The sequence below is a fragment of the Pseudomonas sp. P2S-1 genome (assembly GCF_057197725.1).
The window spans coordinates 5,126,066-5,145,661 of record NZ_CM170068.1; the positions used below are offsets into that span (position 1 = coordinate 5,126,066).

Consider the following 19,596-nt stretch of genomic DNA (forward strand, 5'->3'; position numbering starts at 1 on the left):
GACAACCCTTTTGTCCCTGCCGGCCTCATCGCTGGCAAGCCAGCTCCCACAGGGTTTTGTGGTGTCTCGGGGAGTGTTACCACCCTGCGATCCCACCCTGCGCCGCCATCACCTGATCCTGGGTCAACAATGCCTCCACCAGAAAGAACGTCGCACAGGCCGATTCCACCATCTGCTCCTGATCCGCCCCGGTCCGGTAGTAGTGCCCGACAAAGCACCCTTGCTGCACCTCAAACGACATCAACCCCTCAAGCTGCTTGAACGCCAGCTCCCGCCATTCATTCATCCCCGGCAGGCACTGCCACAGCCGCAGCAGCGCCAGGGAGGCGATGGCCACGGCGCAAGGGTCGGCATCCCCCGTGCCCTTGCCCCAGCGTTTCAACCAATAGGCACACGCCTCCCGCGCCGGCGCCGCATAGGCGCCGCCATACAACCCCACCGCTTCAGCCAGCCCGAGCATCGCCCAGGCCTGCCCACGCGCCCATTCACCGGCCGGGCCACGACTGACGCGGCCGTTCTCATCAAGCTGCGCATGGCTCGCCCAAGCACCACCTTCCCCACGCAAGGTGCGCAGGCATAGCTCCAGATGACTGCGGCCCATCTCGCGCTGGTCCGCCTGCAGATGCATCAGCGCCAGGGTCGGTGCCAGGGCATCGATATTCAGGGTCGCATGCCCGTTGTCGCCACCACCCATGCCGGGGCCCAGCGGCCAGCCGCCGATATCCGGGCGATAATCCCGAGCCAGGGTGTCGGCGGCACGCAAGGCCAGCTCCCGTGCCGATTGATCCTGGGCCAGGCGCCCGCCAAAGGCGGCGCCGTACCAGAACACGAAACTGCGGTTCAGGCTCGGTTCGTCCAGTTGCGCCACCAACTGGCGACTCCAGAACGCGGCCTGATCCAGGTCCTCGCTGAGCTCGGTGTACGCCGCCCGCCGCCACCACAGCCCGGCCCAGAAACCACCCAGCCACGAGCCGCGCCGCGAGAGTTTCCATTTGCGCTCCCGGGGCAGACGATACAGCGGGAACTGCTCGCCGCACTGCCGGGAAATGCTGTCGAGTTGCTTGAACAGGGCGTTGACCACCGCCTGACGTTTACGCTGTGCCGGCATGGGGGCGGCTCTCCTCGGTGCGACGGGCGCGGTACAGGTTGCGGCACAGGATGGCGCCGACACACAGGGCGAACAGCAGCAGCGTCCACGCCGCGGCGAACCCACCCGGCTGGCGCAACAACATGCCGAACAGCGGCGGGCCCACGGCGATACCGCCGAAGAAGCCCAGCGACAACATCCCCGCACTGCTGGCGACGCCACCGAAGCGCGCATCACGCAGCAGCATGCTCATGGCCACGGCATTGCTCGCCACCAGGCTCAGGCCCATGCCGATCACTCCCAGCCACAGCGGCAGATGGTTGTTGCCCGACGCCTGCTGCATCACCAGCAGGGTGCCCAGGGCAAACAGGAACAGCCCGCCGAGCAGTACGGTTTCATCCTTCAGGCGTGCCCCCAACGGCGTCAGCAACAGGCGCGAAGCGATGCCCATCAGGCCGAAGCAACTGACCATCAGGCCGATGCTGGAAGGGCTGACGCCAAGGCTGCTGGCATAGACGCCGAAGAAGGTGATGAACGACGACAAGCACAACCCGGCACAGGCCTGGATCGCCATCAGCCGCAGCAGCCAGCCATTGGCCGAGGCCAAACGCAACGGCGGACGGGCGCCCGCAGCTGGCGCGGCGATTCGCAGTGGTACCCACAAGGCCAGCAACAACGCCACCGGCACCCAGCAGGCCAACGCCAGGCGCCAGCCCAGCCACATACTCAAGGCCGGTAGCGCCAGCCCGGCAATCAGCGCAGAGAGTTGCACCCCGGCCTGCTTCAGTCCGACCAGCGCTGCCTTCGGCGCATCGGCCGTCTGCGCGATCGCCTGGTTGGTCGCCGGATTGGCCAGGGCCTGGGCCACCCCGCAGAACGACAGGGCGATCACCACGCCGACGAAGCCGGGCAACACCGCCATCAGGCTGAACGACAGCGCCACCAGCAGGAACAACGCCAGCAGCCCATTGCGCGAACCGATCCGCGCCACCAGCGCCCCGGCCCAGGGCGACAGCAGCGCCGCCAGGCCGAAGGCGCTGGTGGTCAGCCAGCCGAGGTGCTCGCGGTCGATGCCGAGGTCGGCGATCAGTTGCGGGCCGAGCACGCCGAGGGCGTAGAAGATCATCATCGGCAGGCCCATGGCGCAGGTCAGCAGGGCAGCCAGGGCGGCGTGCTTTTTCATGGGTTCACCTTGCCGGGTGCTGTAGCGGCCAGCAGGTCGCGGCCCAGGGTGCTGATCAGCGCATCGTCGGTGCCGTCGAGGATGTGCGTGGTGCGCGCATGCCGGTAGATGCCCGACAGCGGCGACAGCTCGCTCAGGCCCTCGGCGCCCATGATCTGTATCGCCGAATCCACCGCAGCGGACAGCGCATCCGACGCCGCCAGCTTGGCCAGGTTGACCTCGATGGCATTGGGCAGACCCGCGTCGAACTTCTCCGCCGCGTCCCGCAGCAGGCCACGGGCGGAAGCGATATCGCGATACACCTGATAGATCCGCCCGCGCACCAGTTGCTTGTCGCTCAGCCGCGCCAGTTCGCCGCGCGGCGAATGCACCCGCGCGCAGAGATCATCAAAGCAGCGCTGGGCCAGCCCCAGCCAGTGCGCGGCGCGCAGCAGGCGGCCGAGGCCGAGGCGACGCTGCATCAAGGCGATGCCCTGTCCGGGCTCGCCGAGCACCTGCCGCGCCTCGACCCGCACATTGTCGAAATGCAGTTCGCCCTGACCCTGCTGGCGACCCAGCAAGGCCAATGGCCGGACGAAGCGGAAGCCGGGGCTGTCGCTGGGCACCAGCAGCATCGACAGCGCTGCACCGACCGCGCCGTCGCCGGTGCGAGTGATCACCGTGGCGAAGTCGGCCCGGGCGGCGCGGCAGATAAACCACTTGCGGCCGTTCAGCCGCCAGTGATCGCCGTGCCAGTCGGCCCGGCACTGCATGGTTGCCGGGATCGAGCCGATGCTGTCCGGCTCGGACATGGCATAGCAAGGCACCGACTCGCCGCGCAGCAGCGGTAGCAGGAACGTCTCGCGCTGCTCCGGGCTGGCATGGCGATCGAGCATCCAGGTGTCGAGGGTGGCATCGCAGCCGAGGATCGCCGGGGCGAATTCGCTACGGCCTTCCTCGGCGGCCACTGCCAGGTAGTCGCTCAGGCGGGTGATCGGGCTGCCCGGATAGAAACTGCCGAACAGCCCGATGGCCTGGGCCTTGACCTGCAACTCGGCGGCCAGCACGGCGGCCGCCTGGTCGTAGGCACCCAGCTCCAGCTCGCGGGGCAGGATATGTTGCTCGACGAAGGCGCGGACCCGCCGCGCCAGGTCGATTGCTTCAGGGGATGGGTTGCTCATGGCTCAGCCCACCTGGCGCACGGCTTCACCGAGGCCGGCGGCATCGGCGGCGAGGGCGCGCTTGTCGATCTTGCCCGCCGGGGTCAGCGGCAGGTGACGGTAGTAGCGCAGGTACTCCGGCAGCTTGTTCACCTCCAGGCCCTGCTCGCGCAGGAACGCGGTGATATCCGCCAGGGCGAACTTCGCCGCGCCTTCGCGCAGGGTTACGCACAGGCACACGCGCTGGCCGAGGTCGGCATCCGGCACCGGTACGCAGGCCACGGTGACCACGTCCGGGTGGCCCATCACCAGGCCTTCGATCTGCACCGGGCTGATGTTGGCGCCGCCGCGAATGATGATGTCCTTCTTGCGCCCGGCCAGGACCAGGTAGCCTTGCGGATCGATGAAACCGAGGTCGCCGGTCTTCACCCAGCCTTCGCCGTCGCGATAGCGCTCGTCCAGCTCCGGTGCGTTGACGTACTGCATCGGGCTCAGCGGCCCGCGAGCGGTGATCTCGCCGACATCACCGTGAGGCAACTCGCGGCCGAGATCGTCGACGATGCGGATCTCGCACACTGCCGGGTTCGGTTTGCCGACGCTGTTGAGCACCACGTCGAGCGGGTCGTCGAGGGTGTTGTGGCAGTTCACCCCATCAGCCGAACCGTACAGGCTGATAAAGCCGCAACCGAAGTGCTCGGTGCAGCGCAGCACCGTGGCTTCGTCGATCAGCGAACCACCGCAGATCAGGCCGCGCAGGCTGGACTTGTCGATCTCGGCCAGGGCCGGCTCGGCGGCGATGCGCTGGAGCATGGTCGGCACGCCGAGGATGAAGCTCGGGCGCAGCGCCTCGATGGCCTTGATCGCCTCACCCACATCGAAGCGCGGCAGCACCACCAGCGAACCGCCGAGCCAGCACAGCACGCCGAAGGTGGCGGTGGAGCCGAACGACGAGCCCAGCGGCACCAGGTACAGGCCACGGAATTCGGCGCCGTCGCTGCTGATGCGTTGCAGGAAGCGACCGCGACCGCCGACCAGGGCGTTGTGCGAGTAGGCCACCAGCTTGGGCTCGGACTCGGTGCCGGAGGATACCAGCAGGCGTACTGGCGAATCCGGGCAGACTTTGGGCAGGCTGGCGAGATCGATGGGCGCGGCGTCGAGCAGGCCATCGAGGGTCGACCAGCCGGCGCGAGGCTCGCCGTCGACGATCAGGATGCGCAGCGACAGCAGGGTCGGGCGCAGCGACTCGATCACTTCGCACAGGTCGATGCCGGCGTACTCCTGCGGCACGATCACCGCCCGGGCATCGCAGCGCCGCACCAGCGACTGGATATCCAGCTTGCCGCGACCCGGCGGGAAGGGCGCGACGATAGCGCCGAGGGCCGCCACCGCCAGGTCGATGGCGCAGCAGCGCCAGGTGTTGCTCAACTGATAGGCCACCACGTCGCCGGCGACGATCCCGGCCTGGCGCAGGCTGGCGGCCATGCGCAGGGCGGCGTCGAGCAGTTCGGCATAGCTGACGTTGCCTTCCGGCGACAGCACCGCGGCCTTGTCCGGCGCCTCGGCGGCGCGCTGGCGGAACAGGCCGAAGACGTCCTGGTTGGGATAGCTGCCGTCTTCGCTCCAGCGACGACGGGTGTGCAGGGGGACGAGATCAATGATGCCGGCAGTATTCATAGGAAACTCCACGGAGATTGAACAGCGCGGTAGGCGCGTTGGGACAGGCTCGGGGCCAGGCGCGGATCGGCGGCGAGCAGGGCGAGGTCTTCATGGGCGGTGCTGGCGGGAATGCCAGCGGCGAGGCAGGCGTCGAGCCAGCGCTCGCTGGTTTGCCCGGCAAGGCTTCCGGGGTGGGCATCGCCACCCAGCAGGCGAGTCAGCGCCTGGTGCTGCTGGCGGGTCTGGCAGTCGAGGGCGAGCACGCCGTCGGCAGTGTTGAACAGGCCTTGCAGCAGGGACGGCGAAGGCTCGTCGCAGCGGCGATCGAGCAGCAGGTCGGCGGCGCTCAGCAGCGAGCTGTGCAGCGCCGCGCCGTGACCGTGCAGCTCGCGGTCGAGCAGCGCGGCGCAGATGCCCTGGGTGCTGACCACGCCGCCGAGTACGTCGAGGGCAGTGAACAGGGTGCCGCCGCGGGTGCCGGACGCAGCAGCGATGCGCGAGGCGACACCGGACCAGGCCTGCACGGTGAAATCGGTTCCCGGTGCATCGACCCGGGCATCGCCCCAACCGCCGGCATAGGCGTGGATCAGTGCCGGCTGGGTGGCATGCAGGTCGGCCGCATCCAGTTGCAGCTCGGCGGCCTTGCCCGGTGCCCAGTTGTGCAGGAACACATCGGCGTCGCGGCACAGGGCATGGATCTCGGCACGGCCGGCGACGGACTTGATATCCACCTCGCGCACGTCCTTCAGATGATTCAGCGCATCGAAGCGCACCGAGCAGCCATCGGCGCACGGCGGCATAGTGCGCAGCGGATCACCGCCCGGCGGCTCGAGGCGGATGACTTCGGCGCCGAGCAACGACAGCAGGTGCCCGGCCAGCGGGCCTTGGATCCGCCGGCAGGATTCGAGCACGCGGATGCCTTCCAGGGGCAGGCGCACGGGCGCTGTACGGCGCGGCGCGTGGGCGGCGCTGCCGCGCTGGATCTGCCACGGGCTGGCGGCACTGGCCGGGTAGTCGCTGTCGGCGTGGCGCTGCGCCGGATCACGCACCGGCACCAGGGCCACGCCACACTCGGCGGCAACCGCCTGGATACGCGCCAGCGGCAGGCCGGCCAGGGCGTCCAGGCACTCGGCCGGCATCGGCGCGACAGCGCGGGCATAGCGCAGGAGGAAGCGTTGCCAGGCCTTGCCGGCAATCGCGTCGCTGACCCCGAGGGCATTCCAGAATTGCCGCCACGGGTGACTGTCGAGGGTTTCCAGTTCGAACAGCACGCCATCGGCAGACAGGAACGGCGGCCGGGCCAGGGCATCGTCGGTGCCCGGTAGCAACTGCTCGGCGTCTTCCGGCGCAGTGGCCCCGGCGAGGTACTGGCCGATGCTCAGCAGCGCGCTGGCGGCGGGTTGCAGGGTCACCTCATGGAAACGCCCGCCGCGCAACTGGCCGACGGCAGCGGCAAAGCTGCCTTGCCAGGCCAGGGCGGCGTTGAGGGTGGCGAGATAATTCACGCCCAGGGCCTGGAGCCTGCCACTGGCGCGGCCGTGCACCGACATGAGACCGCAGGCGGCCTGGAGCGTGAATTCGGTGGACAGCTCCAGGGGCAGCGCCGGCAAGCCGGTGAAGCGGGTCTGGAGCGGTTGCAAATCGGGGTGCATCAGTTGCAGCGTCGGACCGTCGGGCGCGCCATCGGCGTGGCGCAGGCCGAGGCACTCGCCCTGGCGTTGCAGGGCGGCGCTCAGGCTCTGCCAGGCGGGCAGGCAGGGGCCGCTGCGCCAGCTCAGGCCGGCGGCATCCAGGAGTCGGGACATGGGGAAGCACCTTGGGTGGAACGGTGAGTCGGAAAGCCGGTGAAGCGGTGTCGCAGGCCTGCCTGCGACACGGTGAACGGGACTCAGCCGCCAGCGACGGCCGGCAGGACGGTCAGCTTGGCGCCCGGTGCAACGCTGGTGGCGAGGCCGGCGGCGAAGCGGATGTCATCGTCATTGACGTAGATATTGACGAAGCGGTGCACCTCGTCCTGGTGCACCAGCCGCGCCTTGATGCCCGGGTAGCGGCTGTCGAGGTGGTCGATGATGTGGCGCACCGTCTCGCCCTGGGCCTCGACCTTCTTCTGCCCCTCGGTGAGTGGACGCAGCAGGGTTGGAACCATGACTGAAACCGACATGTGAATCTCCTTTGGTTGATGTCTCATTCCTGGATGGACAGCTGTTCTTCGAACACGCGGCCTTCGACGATGCGGAAGCTGCGGGCCCGGTGCCTGGCCTCGGGCCAGGTCGAGAGGATCAGGTAATGCACGTCCGGATCCTGGGCGTGGGCGATGTCTTCGCGACTGGGCCAGGCCTCGCTCGCGGTGTGCGAGTGGTAGAGCACGCGGCACTCCTCGTCGCGTTCGTCCAGTTCGTTCCACACCTTCAGTTGCTCGCGGGGATCGAAGCTGAACCAGATTTCCGAGGCGGCCTGGTTGCGCATCGGGATCACCCGGCTGGCGAGCGTTTCCGCGCAGGGTGCGGCGATCACGCCGCAGGCTTCGAGGGGATGCTCCCGGGCCGCCTGGCGCTGGATCTGCTCCAGCGCCGCGCGGGTGATGCGCAGGGCCATGGCCGTGTCCTCAGTAGGTCGGCAGGGCCGGCTCGACGTCGCGAACCCAGGCCAGCACACCGCCTTCGAGGTTGCGCACCTTGTCCAGGCCGAGCTTGCGCAGGTCGCTGGACACCGCCTGGGAGCGCATGCCCGACTTGCAGGTAATGACCAGCTCTGTGTCGTGGCCAAAGCGCTCGAGGATCTGCTGCGCGACCTCGGCGGACTTGGGCATCAGCAGCGCGCCTTCGATGCGCACGATGTCCCATTCGGTCTGCTCGCGGACGTCGATGATCACCGGGGCCTTGCCGCCATCCTTGAGCGACTTCAGTTGCAGCGCGCTGATCAGCGGCACGCTGTTGTCGTTGGCCGGCGAAGGACGGTTCAGGCCGCAGAAGCTCTGGTAGTCGGACAGCGCGGTGACCGTCGCGCGTTGCGGCAGGCGGCGGATCGGCAGTTCGCGGTAGCTCATGTCCAGGGCGTCGTAGACCATCAGGCGGCCCAGCAGTGGGTCGCCGATACCGACCAGCAGCTTGATCGCCTCGGTGGCCATGATCGACGCGATGGCGGCGCAGAGCACGCCGAGCACGCCGCCTTCGGCGCAGGACGGCGCCAGTTCCGGCGGTGGCGGCTCGGGGTAGAGGTCGCGGTAGTTGAGGCCGCGTCCGTCCGGGGCGCTTTCCCAGAACACCGAGGCCTGGCCTTCGAAGCGGAAGATCGAGCCCCAGACGTAGGGCTTGTTCGCCAGGATGCAGGCGTCGTTGACCAGGTAGCGGGTGGCGAAATTGTCGGTGCCGTCGAGGATCAGGTCATAGCGCGAGAACAGCTCGACGGCCATGTCCGGTTCCAGGCGGTCGCTGTGGGCGATCACTTTCACCAACGGGTTGAGGCGGGCGATGGCCTGGCGGGCGCTTTCCACTTTCAGCTCGCCGATGCTGTCGACGGTGTGGATCACCTGGCGTTGCAGGTTGGACTCGTCGACCCGGTCGAAGTCGATCACCCCGAGGGTGCCGACACCGGCGGCGGCGAGGTAGAGCAGGGTCGGCGAACCGAGGCCGCCGGCGCCGATCACCAGCACCCTGGCGTTCTTCAGGCGGCGTTGTCCGGTCACGCCCATATTGGGGATCAGCAGGTGGCGGCTGTAGCGGTTCACTTCCTCGCGACTCAGCTCGGCACCGGGTTCTACCAGCGGCGGTAAGGTCATATCGCTTTCTTCCATTCAGTAGATACGAACTGGAATTATTTTCAAATGTGACAGGCGAGGATTCAATGGGGTGGGGGAGGGGATTCGTATGGGAAAGCGTGGAAAAGGTATGAGATCTGTTGTGGCTGTACCGGCCTCATCGCTGGCTTGCCAGCGATGAGGCCGGAACTGTCAATCAGGACTCGAAGGTCGCCAGATCCTCACAGACCGCCGCAAACGCCCCGAGGAACCGATCCGCCTCCTCGATCCCCAGCACCAACGGCGGCTGAATCCGCATCACCCGATTATTGTTGGCCGTCACGAACGTCAGGATCCCGTGCTCCTCCGACAGCTTGGTCATCAACCGCAGCACGAACATGTCCTCCAGGCTCTGCTCCAGCTCTTCCATGGCCGCCTCAAGATGCCGCCGCGCCTTGCCCGACAACATCCGCCAGGTCGCTGCCGCCTGCCCCGGAATGCGCCCGGCCATCTCCCGCACCAGCGCCTCGATACCCCCGGCCATGCTGTTGCTGAACTCGATCGCCAGCATCAGCCCGCGCCCGCGCACCGCCTTGATGAATGGGTAGCGCCCGGCAATCGCCTGCAAGCCTTCCTGCAAATGCGCACCGACCCGCGCCGCGTTGTCCATCAAGCCGTCCTGCTCCAGCACGTCCAGCGCCGCCAAAGCCGCCGCAGCAGCGAAGTTGCCGCCGCCGAAGGTCGAGGTGTGCAGGGCGAAGCTGTCGATATCGCCATAGGCGCGGTGCCACACGGCTTCCTTGGACAGGGTCGCGCCAATCGGCACCAGCCCGCCGGAGAGCGATTTGGACAGGACCATGATGTCCGGCGCGGTGTCGTCCCATTCGCAGGCGAACAGCTTGCCGGTACGGCCCAGGCCGGTCTGGATCTCGTCGAGGATCCACAGGCAGTCGAACTCGTCGCACAACGCCCGCACGCCCGCGAGGTAACCCGGAGGCGGCAGGATCACCCCGCCTTCGCCCTGGATCGGCTCGATGATCAACGCCGCCACATCGTCCTTTTCCAGGCGCTGGCGCAAGGCGTCGAGATCGCCGAAGGGCAGGCTGTCGCAACGCGGCAGCAGCGGTTCGAACGGCTTGCGGTGCTTGGCCCGGCCGGTCACCGAGAGGGCGCCGAGGGTCTTGCCGTGATAGCCGTTGTCGCAATACAGCACGGTGGTCTTGTCGCTGGCGGCCAGGGCCAGCTTGAGCGCCGCCTCCACTGCCTCGGTCCCGGAGTTGCTGAAGAACACCCGCGACAATCCCCCCGGCGCCAGGTCCGCCAGGCGCTTGGCCAGCAGGCTGGCGTGCAGCGGTGCGGAGAGGTACTGGATGAAGGTCGGGAACTGCTCCTGCAGATAGCGTTGCAGGGCCTGGCTGATCGCCGGGTGGTTGTGCCCGGTGTTAAGGCAGCCGTAGCCGGCGACGAAGTCCAGGTAGCGGCGCCCGTCGAGGTCGGTCAGCCAGCAGCCTTCGCCATGGCTGAAGACCCGCTCGATATGGTTGAACTGGTAGAACTCGCGCAGCACCGGGTTGATGTGCTCGCCGAAGCTGTTGAGCACTTCGCGGCGCAGGTCCTGCGGGGCCTTTTTCGCATCGCTGGCCTGCACCGGGCGCTGGCCGTGGTGGTGCCGGTGCAGGCGGCCGAAGTCGTCGCTGCCCAGGGCTTCACCGGCGCTGGCCATGGGCGACGGGGTGAAGCCGTGGCGGGCGGCGATGGCGCCGATTTCCAGGACCTTGTCCGCCGGCAGTTCGCGGCCGATGGAGAAAGGCTCGGCGCGGCCTTCCAGGGCCAGGATCATGGTTTCGGCGAGGCAGCCGTTCATGCTGCGCTTGGGCTCCAGGCCCATGGTGCGCATGCCCAGGTGCACCGCCGGGCTGGCCGAGACCAGGCCGCCGTCCACCAGCAGGATGTCGCGGCGGGTATGCGGTACGTCCATCACGTCCTTGGGCAGCGCGGCGTCGATCACCACACTGCCGGGCAGCAGGCGACGCGGGTCGATCAGGCCGCCGCTGGAGGTGGCGGCGACGTAGAAACGCACGCTGGCGTAACAGTCCTCGATGTTGTCGTGCAGGCTGACCTGGCGGTGGTACTGCGCCGGCAGGTATTCCAGTTGCGCCTCGGCCTGGCGCTGGTTGCCGCGATGCACCAGGCGCAGCCGGCAGCCCTGCTCGGCGAGCAGGCGGGCGACGGCCAGGGCGATCGAGCCGGGGTAGCCGAGCACGGCGACTTCGGCGTTTTCCGGGGCCACGCCAAGCAGGCTGAGGCTGTCCAGCAGGTTGACGTAGGCGGCGTAGGCGGTCAGGGAGTTGCCGGTGGTCACGGCGACGTCGGCCTGCTCCATGGTCGCCAGCCCGCGGTTGCCGACGATGGCGGTGAAGCCACCGAGGCCGACCAGTTCGGCACCTTCGGCCTTGAGCGCATTGACGCCCTGCAGCACGCGCTCGGCGATGGCCCGTGGCTGGCGCAGCATCTGTTCGGCGGTCAGCGGCATGAACTGCAGGATGCCCGAGCACTCGGCGCCGCTGGCGCTGACGATGCGCCCGAAATCGACGAAGGGCACCAGGTTGCGCTGGCGCCAGCGCTCGCTGTCGTAGCCCCAGGCCTGTTCTTCCAGGGTGCGGTCGAGCAGGTCGATCAGCTTGACCTGGTGCAGCAGGCCGGTGGAGGTGGGGTGGGCAATGAATCCGAATTTCATCAGTGGTTCTCTGCGTTGAGGCGGCTCCAGGCCGTTTCGGAGACCAGGCTCAAGCCGTCGCCCTCCGAGTTGTGGCCCAGCCAGACGTCGAAGAAGTTGAGGCGGCCAGGGGCGGTGAGGGCCTGGCGCAGGGTGTCGGGGCAGAAGGCGAGCAGGCGCGCGCGGCAGATGCTGATCGGGCCGAAGCGCTGTTCTGCATGCTGTGGCCGGTCGTTCAGCGGCACGTTGACCTGGGCCGCACCGTGGCAGGCGTAGCGCTTGTCCAGGTAGGTCTGGATCATCGACAGCACGCCGTTGGAGAGGTACAGCACGGTGACGTTGCGCTCGGCGGCATCGCTGGCGCTGGCCAGGCTCATGGCCAGGCGCTGCTCGATATCCGGGACCAGCGCCCGCGCGCCGTCACCGATAAAGGCCAGCACATGGCGGCAGTTGTTCAGGGCGATGTAGGGCAGCGACATCAGCGCGTCCCCCATCAGTGCCCGGCCATACCAGCCGGAGAAACCGGCATCGGTGCGCGGCAGGTTGCGCATCGCCGAGATGCTGCAACGGCCCACGTCGTAGACCCCGGTGTAGCGATAACCGTCGCCCTCGATCAGCTCGCCGAGCAACTGGCCAAGGCGATGGAAGAAGAAGTTCGGGGTCATCGGCAGGGTTTCGATCTGGTCGCTGGGCAGCGCCTCGCGGGTGCGCTGCAGGCGTTGCAGGCGTTCGCGGCGGGCTTGCAGCAGGGTCGCCGGCACGTTCAGGCGCGGCTCCAGGTAATCCAGCACCCGGCCCAGCGGCAGCTCCACCGCCACTTCGGTGAACGGCGAGATATGCGCGCGCTGGCGGTTGACCTGGACGATGTGGAACAGGCGCTTGAGACGGCCCTCGGAATAGGGCGTGGCCGACTGGTCGATCTTGCTCTTGAGGAAGAACAGCCAGGGCTTGCCTTCATCGGCGTCCGGCTGCTCGAGGAAGGCGTGGATGCGCCGGCTGAAACCGTACATGGACAGCGGGCCGAGGTAGTTGAGCACCGGCTCCTGGTCCTGGTAGGCGCAGACGCTGCCCGGGGCGATGATGCTGTCGGCCAGGGCGATGCCGGTGCGCCGGGCCAGGGCCAGCACGCGCAGGCGTTCTTCCTCGCTGAGGCGGCCGCATTGCCAGAGGATCCGCGACGGCTCGCTGTTGAGCACCTGGACCACGGTGTCGAGGGCGGCGCGCTGGCTGTCGTCGAGGTCGCTCTCGGGGGTGGCCGCCGGTTCCACGGTGCCCGGAGCGTCACTTTGCACCCGGGATTCGAGGACCGCCTGGGTGGCGAACAGGAAGGTCGGCGCCGGGCTTGCGTCCAGCGCGGCGAAGGCCGATTCGACGCTGGCGCGGGACTCCTCCGGGCGGCGGATGAAGTGCTGCCAGAGCCCGCGGGCGGCGATCACCTGGTGGCCGTCGTTGTCGCAGTCGAGGCTGCCCTGGAAGGCGAACCACACCGACTCCGGCGAGTCGGCGCAGATCACCAGGCCCGGCGCGCCGGCGCGCTTGAGGTTGGCCAGGGTGCCGCGCAGTTCGTCGAGCATCCCCGAGGTCATCACGATCACATAGGCCCGGCGATACAGCTGCCAGCCGGCCAGGGCGCTGACCGCCAGGGCGTGTTCGTTGCTGGCGGTGTGGAAGCCGCGGCCGCTGTCGCGCAGCAGGGCGCCCATGGAGTCGAGGAAGCCGGCGACCATGGAACCTGTGAAGAAGTGACAGTCCCACTGCTCGCCCCAGCGCGCGTTCATGCGCTGCTCGATGTCCCGGGCCAGGGCCACCGGCTCGCTGGATTGCAGGGTGGTGCGGGCCAGCAGTCGGTTGAAGTAGGCGTGTTCCAGATGATCGATGAACAGCCGCAGCAGGTCGGCGCGGCGCAGCGGCTGGCGCTTGTGGGGCACCCGCACCAGGCGGTTGCCGCCGAGGCGGCCCAGCCAGTGTTGCAGGTGTTCCTGGTCGCAAAGCAGCAGGGCCGAGCTGGGTGAGCGCTTGGCTTCGGGTTGTGCGGCCAGCAGTTCCACCAGCGGGTCGCTGTCGGGCTGCTCGGCCAGGTGGCGGGTGTCGAACAGCACGTAGTCGCTTTCGCTGTCGGCCGTGGCCAAGGCCTCGCGTGCTTCGGCGGCATCATCGAAACAGCGCAGGTCCAGGTACAGGCCGTGATTGCCGGCATGCTCGCGGACATAGGCTTCGGCCTGTCCGGCGACCTGCCGGTACAGGCAGCGCGAGTCGCTGTCCGGCCAGTGCTGGCTGGCGATCGCGGTTTCATGGCCCAACCAGTGATTGAGCCGGTCGAGCACTGCTTGCACATCCTCCTGCAGCGCGCTGTCGCGGCTGACCAGGCAGATGCCGACGGTACGTGGCTTCATGCTTTGCCCTCGGTAGCGATGGAGGTCACCCCGGCAGCGGCGTGACGTTCGTGGGTCAGCAGGGCCTCGGCACTGCCGGCGATGCTGTGGCGCACCCGCCAGGCCAGGAGCAAAGCCAGCAGCAGGCCGGCGCTGAGGCAGGCGAGCATGCCGGCCTGGCCGAGGCGGTCGAGCAGCAGCCCGGCGGCCACCGGGGCGGCCAGGCGGGTGATGACGAAGAGGCTGGATTGCAGGCCGTAGTCGCTGGCGGTGCGCTGGCGGCGGCTGAAGAACAGGGTCAGGCCGAACATCAGCGCCGACACCGCACCCATGCTCGCGGCCAGGCACAGGGCGCTGGCGATCAACCAGCGGGTGCCGAGGTCCAGCCAGACGCTGACGGTCAGCAGGAGCAGCGCCAGCAGCGCGGCGAGCAGGTAGACGAGGATCGCCCGGGCAGTGCCGAGTACGCCGATCAGGCGCCCGCCAATCAGGCTGAAGATCACCCCGGTGACGCCACCGGCGATGCCGACGATCCACGCCACTTCCTGCATCGGCATGCCCTGGTCGAGCAGCAGCGGCTTGAGGTACAGCCAGGCGGCGCCAATGAAGGGGAAGGCGGTGAGCAGCAGCCAGGTCCACTGGCGGGCGGCTGGCTGGTTGAAGAAGCTCATCCAGTCGGCGACGAAGCCGCTCGGCGCAGCCTGCTCGCTCTCGACCGGCAACGCCTTGCGACGCAGGGCCAGCAGCGGCAGCACGCCGAGCAGCAGGCCGGCGCCCATGATCAGGAACGGCGCCTGCCAGCCCAGGCGTGCCTGGATCAGCAGCATGGCACCGCCACCGACGATGGCGCCGAGGAACAGCGCCGCCGAGCGAATGCTGCCGGCGCGCAGTTGCTGGCTGCGCGGCAGCCACTGCACGGCGAGGGCGTTGAGCGGGATGTCCATCCAGGTGGCGATGATGCTGATGGCGAAGGTCATGGCGAACAGCGGCAGACGCTGTTCGATCAGGTTCTGCCGGCCGATCAGCCAGTACAGGACCAGCAGCGCGGCGCTCAGCAGGAGCATCCAGTGCACCAGATGCCCGCGGCCCAGGCGTACCCGCTGAACCGGCACGGCGAGCAGGAACTTGAACACCGCCGGCAACCCGGCGAGCTGGAACAGGCCGATCTCGGTGCCGCTCCAGCCGTACTGGCGCATCACCAGCGGCATGCCGAACATCAGGTAGATGCTGGGCACCGCCAGCACCAGGTTGAGCCAGCCGAACAGCATTTGCAGGCCGGCGATCCGCGTGCGGTCCATCGAGTTATCCCTTGGGTTTGCGGGCGATGACGGCGTTGACCGGGGTCACCGGGAAGCGCAGTCCGTTGATCTGCTCCACGGCGCGGAAGCCGAGGTCTTCGAGCCTGGCGGCGAGTTCGCCCTGGGCCAGGACGTGGCGACCTTGCAGGCGCATGTGCAGGTAATAAGGCAGGACCTGGGCGGCGGCCGGGCGCTCGTCCGGCACTTCGGCCTGGCACACCAGCAGCACGCCGCCGGGACGCAGAGCGGCGTAGAGGCGATGCAGGGTGGCGGGCAGGTCGTGGACGAAATGCAGGACCGAGGAACACCAGATCAGGTCGTAGTCGCTGCCGATATCGTCGTCGTTGAGGTCGCCACCGATGGCTTGCAGGCGTTTGCCCAGCCCGGCGGCGGCGATGTTCTCGCGGGCCACGTCGGCGGCCAGGGGGTATTCGAAGACGGTGCCTTCCACCGCAGGCAGGTGCTCGGCCAGGGCGATGGCGACCAGGCCGGGGCCGCCGCCGAGATCGAGGATGCGTTGCAGGTGCGGCGCCTCGGGCAGGCGATCGATCAGGGCGCAGGCGACTTCACGGGTCACGGCGCGTTGCTCCTGGGCGATCTGCAGGCGTGCGGCGTTGGCCCAGGCGGCGGCGATCGAGGCGGTGGCCATGGGCGGGCGCGGCACGCCGTTGCGCAGGTAGTCGCCGAGCTGGGTACCGGTCTGGCGCATCACCTTGTGGCGGAACAGCAGGGCATCGCCGCAATAGGCGCTGGCTTCGGCGCGCAGATAAAGGTCGGCCAGGGGCAGGTTGCGGTAGTGCGGCGGTTGCTGCTGATCGCGGTCGAGCAGGCCGAGGCTCCACAGCAGTTCCAGCAGGTAGCCGGTGCTGGCGGCATCCAGTTGTAGGGCGCGGGCGAGGTCAGGCGCACTCACTGGCACCGCGAGATGATCGAACAGCGCGCATTCGAGGGCGACCTGCAAGGCATCGGCGCCAAGTCCGGCCAGTTGCAGGTCCCAGCAGGCTTGCAGGGGGTGGGTGCTGGTCAGCTCCTTGAGGTTTTCACGTTGAGGCACGGTAACTCCCTGTACTTGGCCGCCTTGTTCTTAACGAAACAAGCCGTGGCCGAATCACTGAAAAGAGTGATATATATTAAATGAGAATCATTTATGTTAAGTATGCGAGCCGGAGCCGTTCCTATGCGAAGCACGGCGCGCACACGCAGGGATGTCGTCATGAGCACAATGAAAGGGAGCTGCCGTCTTGGCCTCGATCACCCCCGACAGCGGTCGGTGCAGGCTGACGGGCGTCTGCGCATGCAACTGGCCGAGGATGTCGGCAACTGTTATTCCGAGCTGTTGCAGCTGGAGCAGGGGCTATCGCTGGGGCGTTTGCACTACCACCCGACGCGCACGCTGATCGAGGAAACCTGCGGGCCCCATGACGGCCATGTGATGGTGGTGACCATCGGTTTGCAGGGCAAATCGGGCTTCCTCGGCAAGGACGGCAGCAACCTCGCCTTCGAGGCCGGGCAGACCACCATCACTGCGTTTCGCGCCACGCCGGGCGAGCGGCGTTACCAGGCCAATGAAACGGCTTCGCAACTCAGGGTGGTGATCGACCAGCCGACCCTGTGCAAGTACGTCGGCGAAGAACGCGCGGCCCAGGTGCTGGGCAGCGGGCGTTTGCAGCGCATCGATTTTCGCGCCAGCTCAAAGGCGGCGCAGGCCCATGCCGCGGCGCTGGTGCGCTATCTGCAGCCGGGGGTGCTGAATCCGTCGAATCGCCTGGACCTGCATATCCATACCCTCAGTCTGCTGTCCGAGCAGTTCAACCTGCTGGCGCCCCAGGACGGCAGTGCGTCGCCCTTGAGCACCAGCGAGATCGAACGGATCGAGCGGGCGCGCAACATTCTCTGCGAGCAGTTGCATACGCCGTTGACCGTGGAATACCTGGCCACCAGCGTTGGTATGAATGAGCACAAGCTCAAGGAAGGCTTCCGTTATCTGTTCGACACGACCCCGGCGCGGATGCTGCTCGACCTGCGGATGCGCAAGGCCATGACCCTGCTCGAGTCCGGCCAGCAGGTCGCCCAGGCGGCGTGGCAGGTGGGATACAAGTACCCGAACAACTTCACCGTGGCCTTTACCCGGTATTTCGGGCGGGCGCCGAAGTCGATCTTTGGCAAGAAGCGCTGAGGGCCCGGGCCGTGTGCGGCGGCCCGGGCCTCTGGCGGCTCAGGGCCCACCGGTGATGGTTACCCGCGCCGTGCCTTTCGGCGGGTCGATCCCGAGCTCGGCGTTGACCGTGCCCCCGGCAATGATACGAACGTATTTCGCCCCCAGCGACTGCGGGACGTTGAGATGGAAACGGTTGAGCTCGGACGCGTTCACCCGACTCCTGCGCAGGATGAATCTCATTTCCTGGTTACCGCCGTCATTGACCACCGCATAGCATCCCGCAGTGTCCACTTCCGCTTTGCTGGACGGCTTGTAGGTAACCCCATGGGCGCAATGCAGGGCCGGATAGATGATGCCGTAATCCTTCCCCGTCGGGTCGTAGTAACCCACCAGCGTGGTGACCGGCACGCCGACCTGCTCTGGCTTGGCGGCGACGTTGGTGGAGAAGTCCTCGACCTCGACCCAGGTGGTGCCATTCACCTCGTAGTTCAACACGTCGCCCCATTTCAGCACACGGGTGGTGCCGTTGATGTGCAGCGTGGTGTCGAAGCTGGCCTGGTGGATGATGCGCACGCTCTTGCCTTTTTCGAGCGAGCCGGCCTGTGGCAGCTCGATCTTGTCCACCCAGTGCCCGTTGAACAGATCCAGCTCGACCCGACTGTATTTCTTCAGCTCCGACGCCAATGACGGGGCGCCCATGCTGGAGATGTGGGGGCGGCTCATTTCGCCCCATTCCTCCATCCTGGTCATCGTCGGGTTCCACTTCACGTAGCCGGTTGACGAGGTCTTGCTGAACATCGCCATCCCCTCAAGGAAGGTCTGCGCGGTGTGCAGGCTGAACGGCGTCAGTTGGGTGTACTGGTTGGTCTGTGGATAGAGAGGGAAGCCGCTACTCATCGTATCGCGACCGAAGGTATGGCCGTGGAACGGCGGTTGGCACACACCGTCATGGCAGGTGTTCTCGTTGGTGCGCGATTTCATGAAGTTAGGCATGAACACGTTGAGGTCGCTGTCCCAGCCCCAGGCCGAATTGAGGGAATCGGCAGTGCGATGGACCGAACCTTTGAAACCGCCGGGATCGTGGTTGATGCCAAAGTTGTGACCGATCTCGTGACTGAACTCGTTGCCGGTGCATTCCTCCAGGGTGACGATGGTGCCGCCGCCCGAGCCGCCATGAATCACCCGGCCATTGGTGTAGTTGCCGACGGAGCTGTGGGCCGTGAGCTGGGCGACGACCATGTGCTTGTTCAGGCCGTTCTCGCCGCTGCCGGGCGAACTGTGAATGCCCAGGTTGGCATTGTTGATGCCCAGGGAGATCAGCTCCTTGCCGATCCGCTGGCGCAGGTCGCCCTCGTGCCAGGTACCCTTTTGCGCCGAGTGGTCGTTGTAGTGGGTGCCGTCGGGCAGCCTGACGGGCCAGCAATACACAGGCTCGTACTGATTGACGATCAGGCGGCTGCACGGCGTGGTCTGGAAGAATTCGCGCTGCCGCTCCGCAGTGAAGGTATCGATGAACAGGCTCCGGTAGGGGGTGAGCATGCCGATGTCGATGGTGTTGAGCAGCAGGTCGGTAGGGGCGCCGACATCCGATGCTACGTACTGGCCCGTCTTGCCATCCGCCGTGACCGTCAGCCGTGCCCACCGCTTCCAGTACCGCGCTGGAACGATCACGCTCCAGAAATCGTCGCCGTAGGCGATTCGGCCGTATTCGCCGTCGCTATCGCGCTCGGCCACGGGCGGCAGTTGTCCTGGTGGCGACATCTGCATCACAAAACCGTCGACTTCGAGTTGCACGCCGCCGGGCGCGGCGGGTGCTATCGGCTTGAACAGCACCAAGGTATCGCGCAATCCCACCAGGTGCGGCTGGATATCGCCTTCGATCTCGGACAGCCGGGCGGGCAAGACCGAGGACTGGGCCATCATCAGGGTGCCGCTGAGGTCGCCCTCCAGGTTGTTGTTCAGGACGCGCTGGTTGAAGTACAGGTTGGACAGGTTCGCAGACATGCTGGTGACCTCCCGAGGGAAGTGGGGCTGTTGTTCAAGGCTGTCGCAGCGTCCTTGCCACTTGAGCTGAATTCGAGCATGTGCAGTCCAAGCCCACAACTGACAAAAATATCAGGTGCTCCCCGCGCATAGATATTTCAGCTTCTTGCATATCAATCTAAACGAGATTCATTCGCTTTTATCGGTAGTATCACTCCGCCGCCGCAGAGCGGTATGAAACTGTCATGCACCGATAAATACGAGTCTC

General features: G+C 67.1%; 14 protein-coding genes. 1 reads left to right on the forward strand and 13 read right to left on the reverse strand.

What is annotated here, in order from left to right; genetic code table 11:
• Window positions 1-76: 76 nt before the first annotated feature.
• From AC2CQI_RS22985 to AC2CQI_RS23040, 12 genes are all read right to left on the reverse strand, one after another.
• On the reverse strand, window positions 77-1,108 hold the full coding sequence (locus AC2CQI_RS22985; protein WP_484577972.1) for a glucuronyl hydrolase: 1,032 nt from the start codon (window positions 1,106-1,108) through the stop codon (window positions 77-79).
• Window positions 1,092-2,270, reverse strand: coding sequence for an MFS transporter (locus tag AC2CQI_RS22990; protein ID WP_484577973.1), 1,179 nt, complete (start codon window positions 2,268-2,270; stop codon window positions 1,092-1,094). Before AC2CQI_RS22990 ends, AC2CQI_RS22985 begins: the two co-directional genes overlap by 17 nt.
• Entirely contained in the window at window positions 2,267-3,430 is a 1,164-nt protein-coding gene (locus tag AC2CQI_RS22995) for an acyl-CoA dehydrogenase family protein (protein ID WP_484577974.1), read from the reverse strand. Before AC2CQI_RS22995 ends, AC2CQI_RS22990 begins: the two co-directional genes overlap by 4 nt.
• 3 nt (window positions 3,431-3,433) lie before the next feature.
• Window positions 3,434-5,083, reverse strand: a complete 1,650-nt coding sequence (locus tag AC2CQI_RS23000) for a class I adenylate-forming enzyme family protein (RefSeq protein ID WP_484577975.1) — start codon at window positions 5,081-5,083, stop codon at window positions 3,434-3,436.
• On the reverse strand, window positions 5,080-6,870 hold the full coding sequence (locus AC2CQI_RS23005) for a CoA transferase (RefSeq protein ID WP_484577976.1): 1,791 nt from the start codon (window positions 6,868-6,870) through the stop codon (window positions 5,080-5,082). Before AC2CQI_RS23005 ends, AC2CQI_RS23000 begins: the two co-directional genes overlap by 4 nt.
• Window positions 6,871-6,953: 83 nt before the next feature.
• Window positions 6,954-7,226, reverse strand: coding sequence for a MoaD/ThiS family protein (locus tag AC2CQI_RS23010; RefSeq protein WP_075804753.1), 273 nt, complete (start codon window positions 7,224-7,226; stop codon window positions 6,954-6,956).
• Window positions 7,227-7,249: 23 nt separating this feature from the next.
• Window positions 7,250-7,660, reverse strand: coding sequence for a M67 family metallopeptidase (locus tag AC2CQI_RS23015; RefSeq protein ID WP_075804752.1), 411 nt, complete (start codon window positions 7,658-7,660; stop codon window positions 7,250-7,252).
• Between the two features lie 10 nt (window positions 7,661-7,670).
• Window positions 7,671-8,843 carry a molybdopterin-synthase adenylyltransferase MoeB gene (moeB, locus tag AC2CQI_RS23020; protein ID WP_484577977.1) on the reverse strand — a complete coding sequence of 391 codons (1,173 nt, stop codon included), beginning with the start codon at window positions 8,841-8,843 and terminating at the stop codon, window positions 7,671-7,673.
• Between the two features lie 175 nt (window positions 8,844-9,018).
• Window positions 9,019-11,538, reverse strand: coding sequence for a prodigiosin MAP biosynthesis aminotransferase PigE (gene pigE, locus AC2CQI_RS23025; protein ID WP_484577978.1), 2,520 nt, complete (start codon window positions 11,536-11,538; stop codon window positions 9,019-9,021).
• The gene (locus AC2CQI_RS23030; RefSeq protein ID WP_484577979.1) at window positions 11,538-13,910 is read right to left on the reverse strand and encodes a decarboxylase; all 2,373 of its coding nucleotides are present in this window, start codon (window positions 13,908-13,910) and stop codon (window positions 11,538-11,540) included. The genes pigE and AC2CQI_RS23030 overlap by 1 nt, the downstream gene beginning before the upstream one ends.
• Window positions 13,907-15,187, reverse strand: coding sequence for an MFS transporter (locus AC2CQI_RS23035; protein ID WP_484577980.1), 1,281 nt, complete (start codon window positions 15,185-15,187; stop codon window positions 13,907-13,909). Before AC2CQI_RS23035 ends, AC2CQI_RS23030 begins: the two co-directional genes overlap by 4 nt.
• Window positions 15,188-15,191: 4 nt before the next feature.
• Complete coding sequence (locus AC2CQI_RS23040; protein ID WP_484577981.1) at window positions 15,192-16,241, reverse strand: class I SAM-dependent methyltransferase; 1,050 nt, start codon at window positions 16,239-16,241, stop codon at window positions 15,192-15,194.
• A gap of 159 nt (window positions 16,242-16,400) precedes the next feature.
• On the opposite strand from AC2CQI_RS23040, the gene AC2CQI_RS23045 reads away from it, so the two are divergent.
• A complete protein-coding gene (locus AC2CQI_RS23045) occupies window positions 16,401-17,363 on the forward strand; it encodes a helix-turn-helix domain-containing protein (RefSeq protein WP_484577982.1) in 963 nt (320 codons plus the stop codon).
• A 39-nt stretch (window positions 17,364-17,402) separates the two neighbouring features.
• Here the strand turns inward: AC2CQI_RS23045 and AC2CQI_RS23050 are convergent, their stop codons facing one another.
• A complete protein-coding gene (locus tag AC2CQI_RS23050) occupies window positions 17,403-19,349 on the reverse strand; it encodes a M66 family metalloprotease (protein WP_484577983.1) in 1,947 nt (648 codons plus the stop codon).
• Window positions 19,350-19,596 lie beyond the last annotated feature (247 nt).

Bases quoted from the DNA above. Each gene is read 5' to 3' on its own strand.
- AC2CQI_RS22985 (WP_484577972.1), bottom strand. From the start codon at position 1,108: ATGCCGGCACAGCGTAAACGTCAGGCGGTGGTCAACGCCCTGTTCAAG.
- AC2CQI_RS22990 (WP_484577973.1), bottom strand. From the start codon at position 2,270: ATGAAAAAGCACGCCGCCCTGGCTGCCCTGCTGACCTGCGCCATGGGC.
- AC2CQI_RS22995 (WP_484577974.1), bottom strand. From the start codon at position 3,430: ATGAGCAACCCATCCCCTGAAGCAATCGACCTGGCGCGGCGGGTCCGC.
- AC2CQI_RS23000 (WP_484577975.1), bottom strand. From the start codon at position 5,083: ATGAATACTGCCGGCATCATTGATCTCGTCCCCCTGCACACCCGTCGT.
- AC2CQI_RS23005 (WP_484577976.1), bottom strand. From the start codon at position 6,870: ATGTCCCGACTCCTGGATGCCGCCGGCCTGAGCTGGCGCAGCGGCCCC.
- AC2CQI_RS23010 (WP_075804753.1), bottom strand. From the start codon at position 7,226: ATGTCGGTTTCAGTCATGGTTCCAACCCTGCTGCGTCCACTCACCGAG.
- AC2CQI_RS23015 (WP_075804752.1), bottom strand. From the start codon at position 7,660: ATGGCCCTGCGCATCACCCGCGCGGCGCTGGAGCAGATCCAGCGCCAG.
- moeB (WP_484577977.1), bottom strand. From the start codon at position 8,843: ATGACCTTACCGCCGCTGGTAGAACCCGGTGCCGAGCTGAGTCGCGAG.
- pigE (WP_484577978.1), bottom strand. From the start codon at position 11,538: ATGAAATTCGGATTCATTGCCCACCCCACCTCCACCGGCCTGCTGCAC.
- AC2CQI_RS23030 (WP_484577979.1), bottom strand. From the start codon at position 13,910: ATGAAGCCACGTACCGTCGGCATCTGCCTGGTCAGCCGCGACAGCGCG.
- AC2CQI_RS23035 (WP_484577980.1), bottom strand. From the start codon at position 15,187: ATGGACCGCACGCGGATCGCCGGCCTGCAAATGCTGTTCGGCTGGCTC.
- AC2CQI_RS23045 (WP_484577982.1), top strand. From the start codon at position 16,401: ATGAGCACAATGAAAGGGAGCTGCCGTCTTGGCCTCGATCACCCCCGA.
- AC2CQI_RS23050 (WP_484577983.1), bottom strand. From the start codon at position 19,349: ATGTCTGCGAACCTGTCCAACCTGTACTTCAACCAGCGCGTCCTGAAC.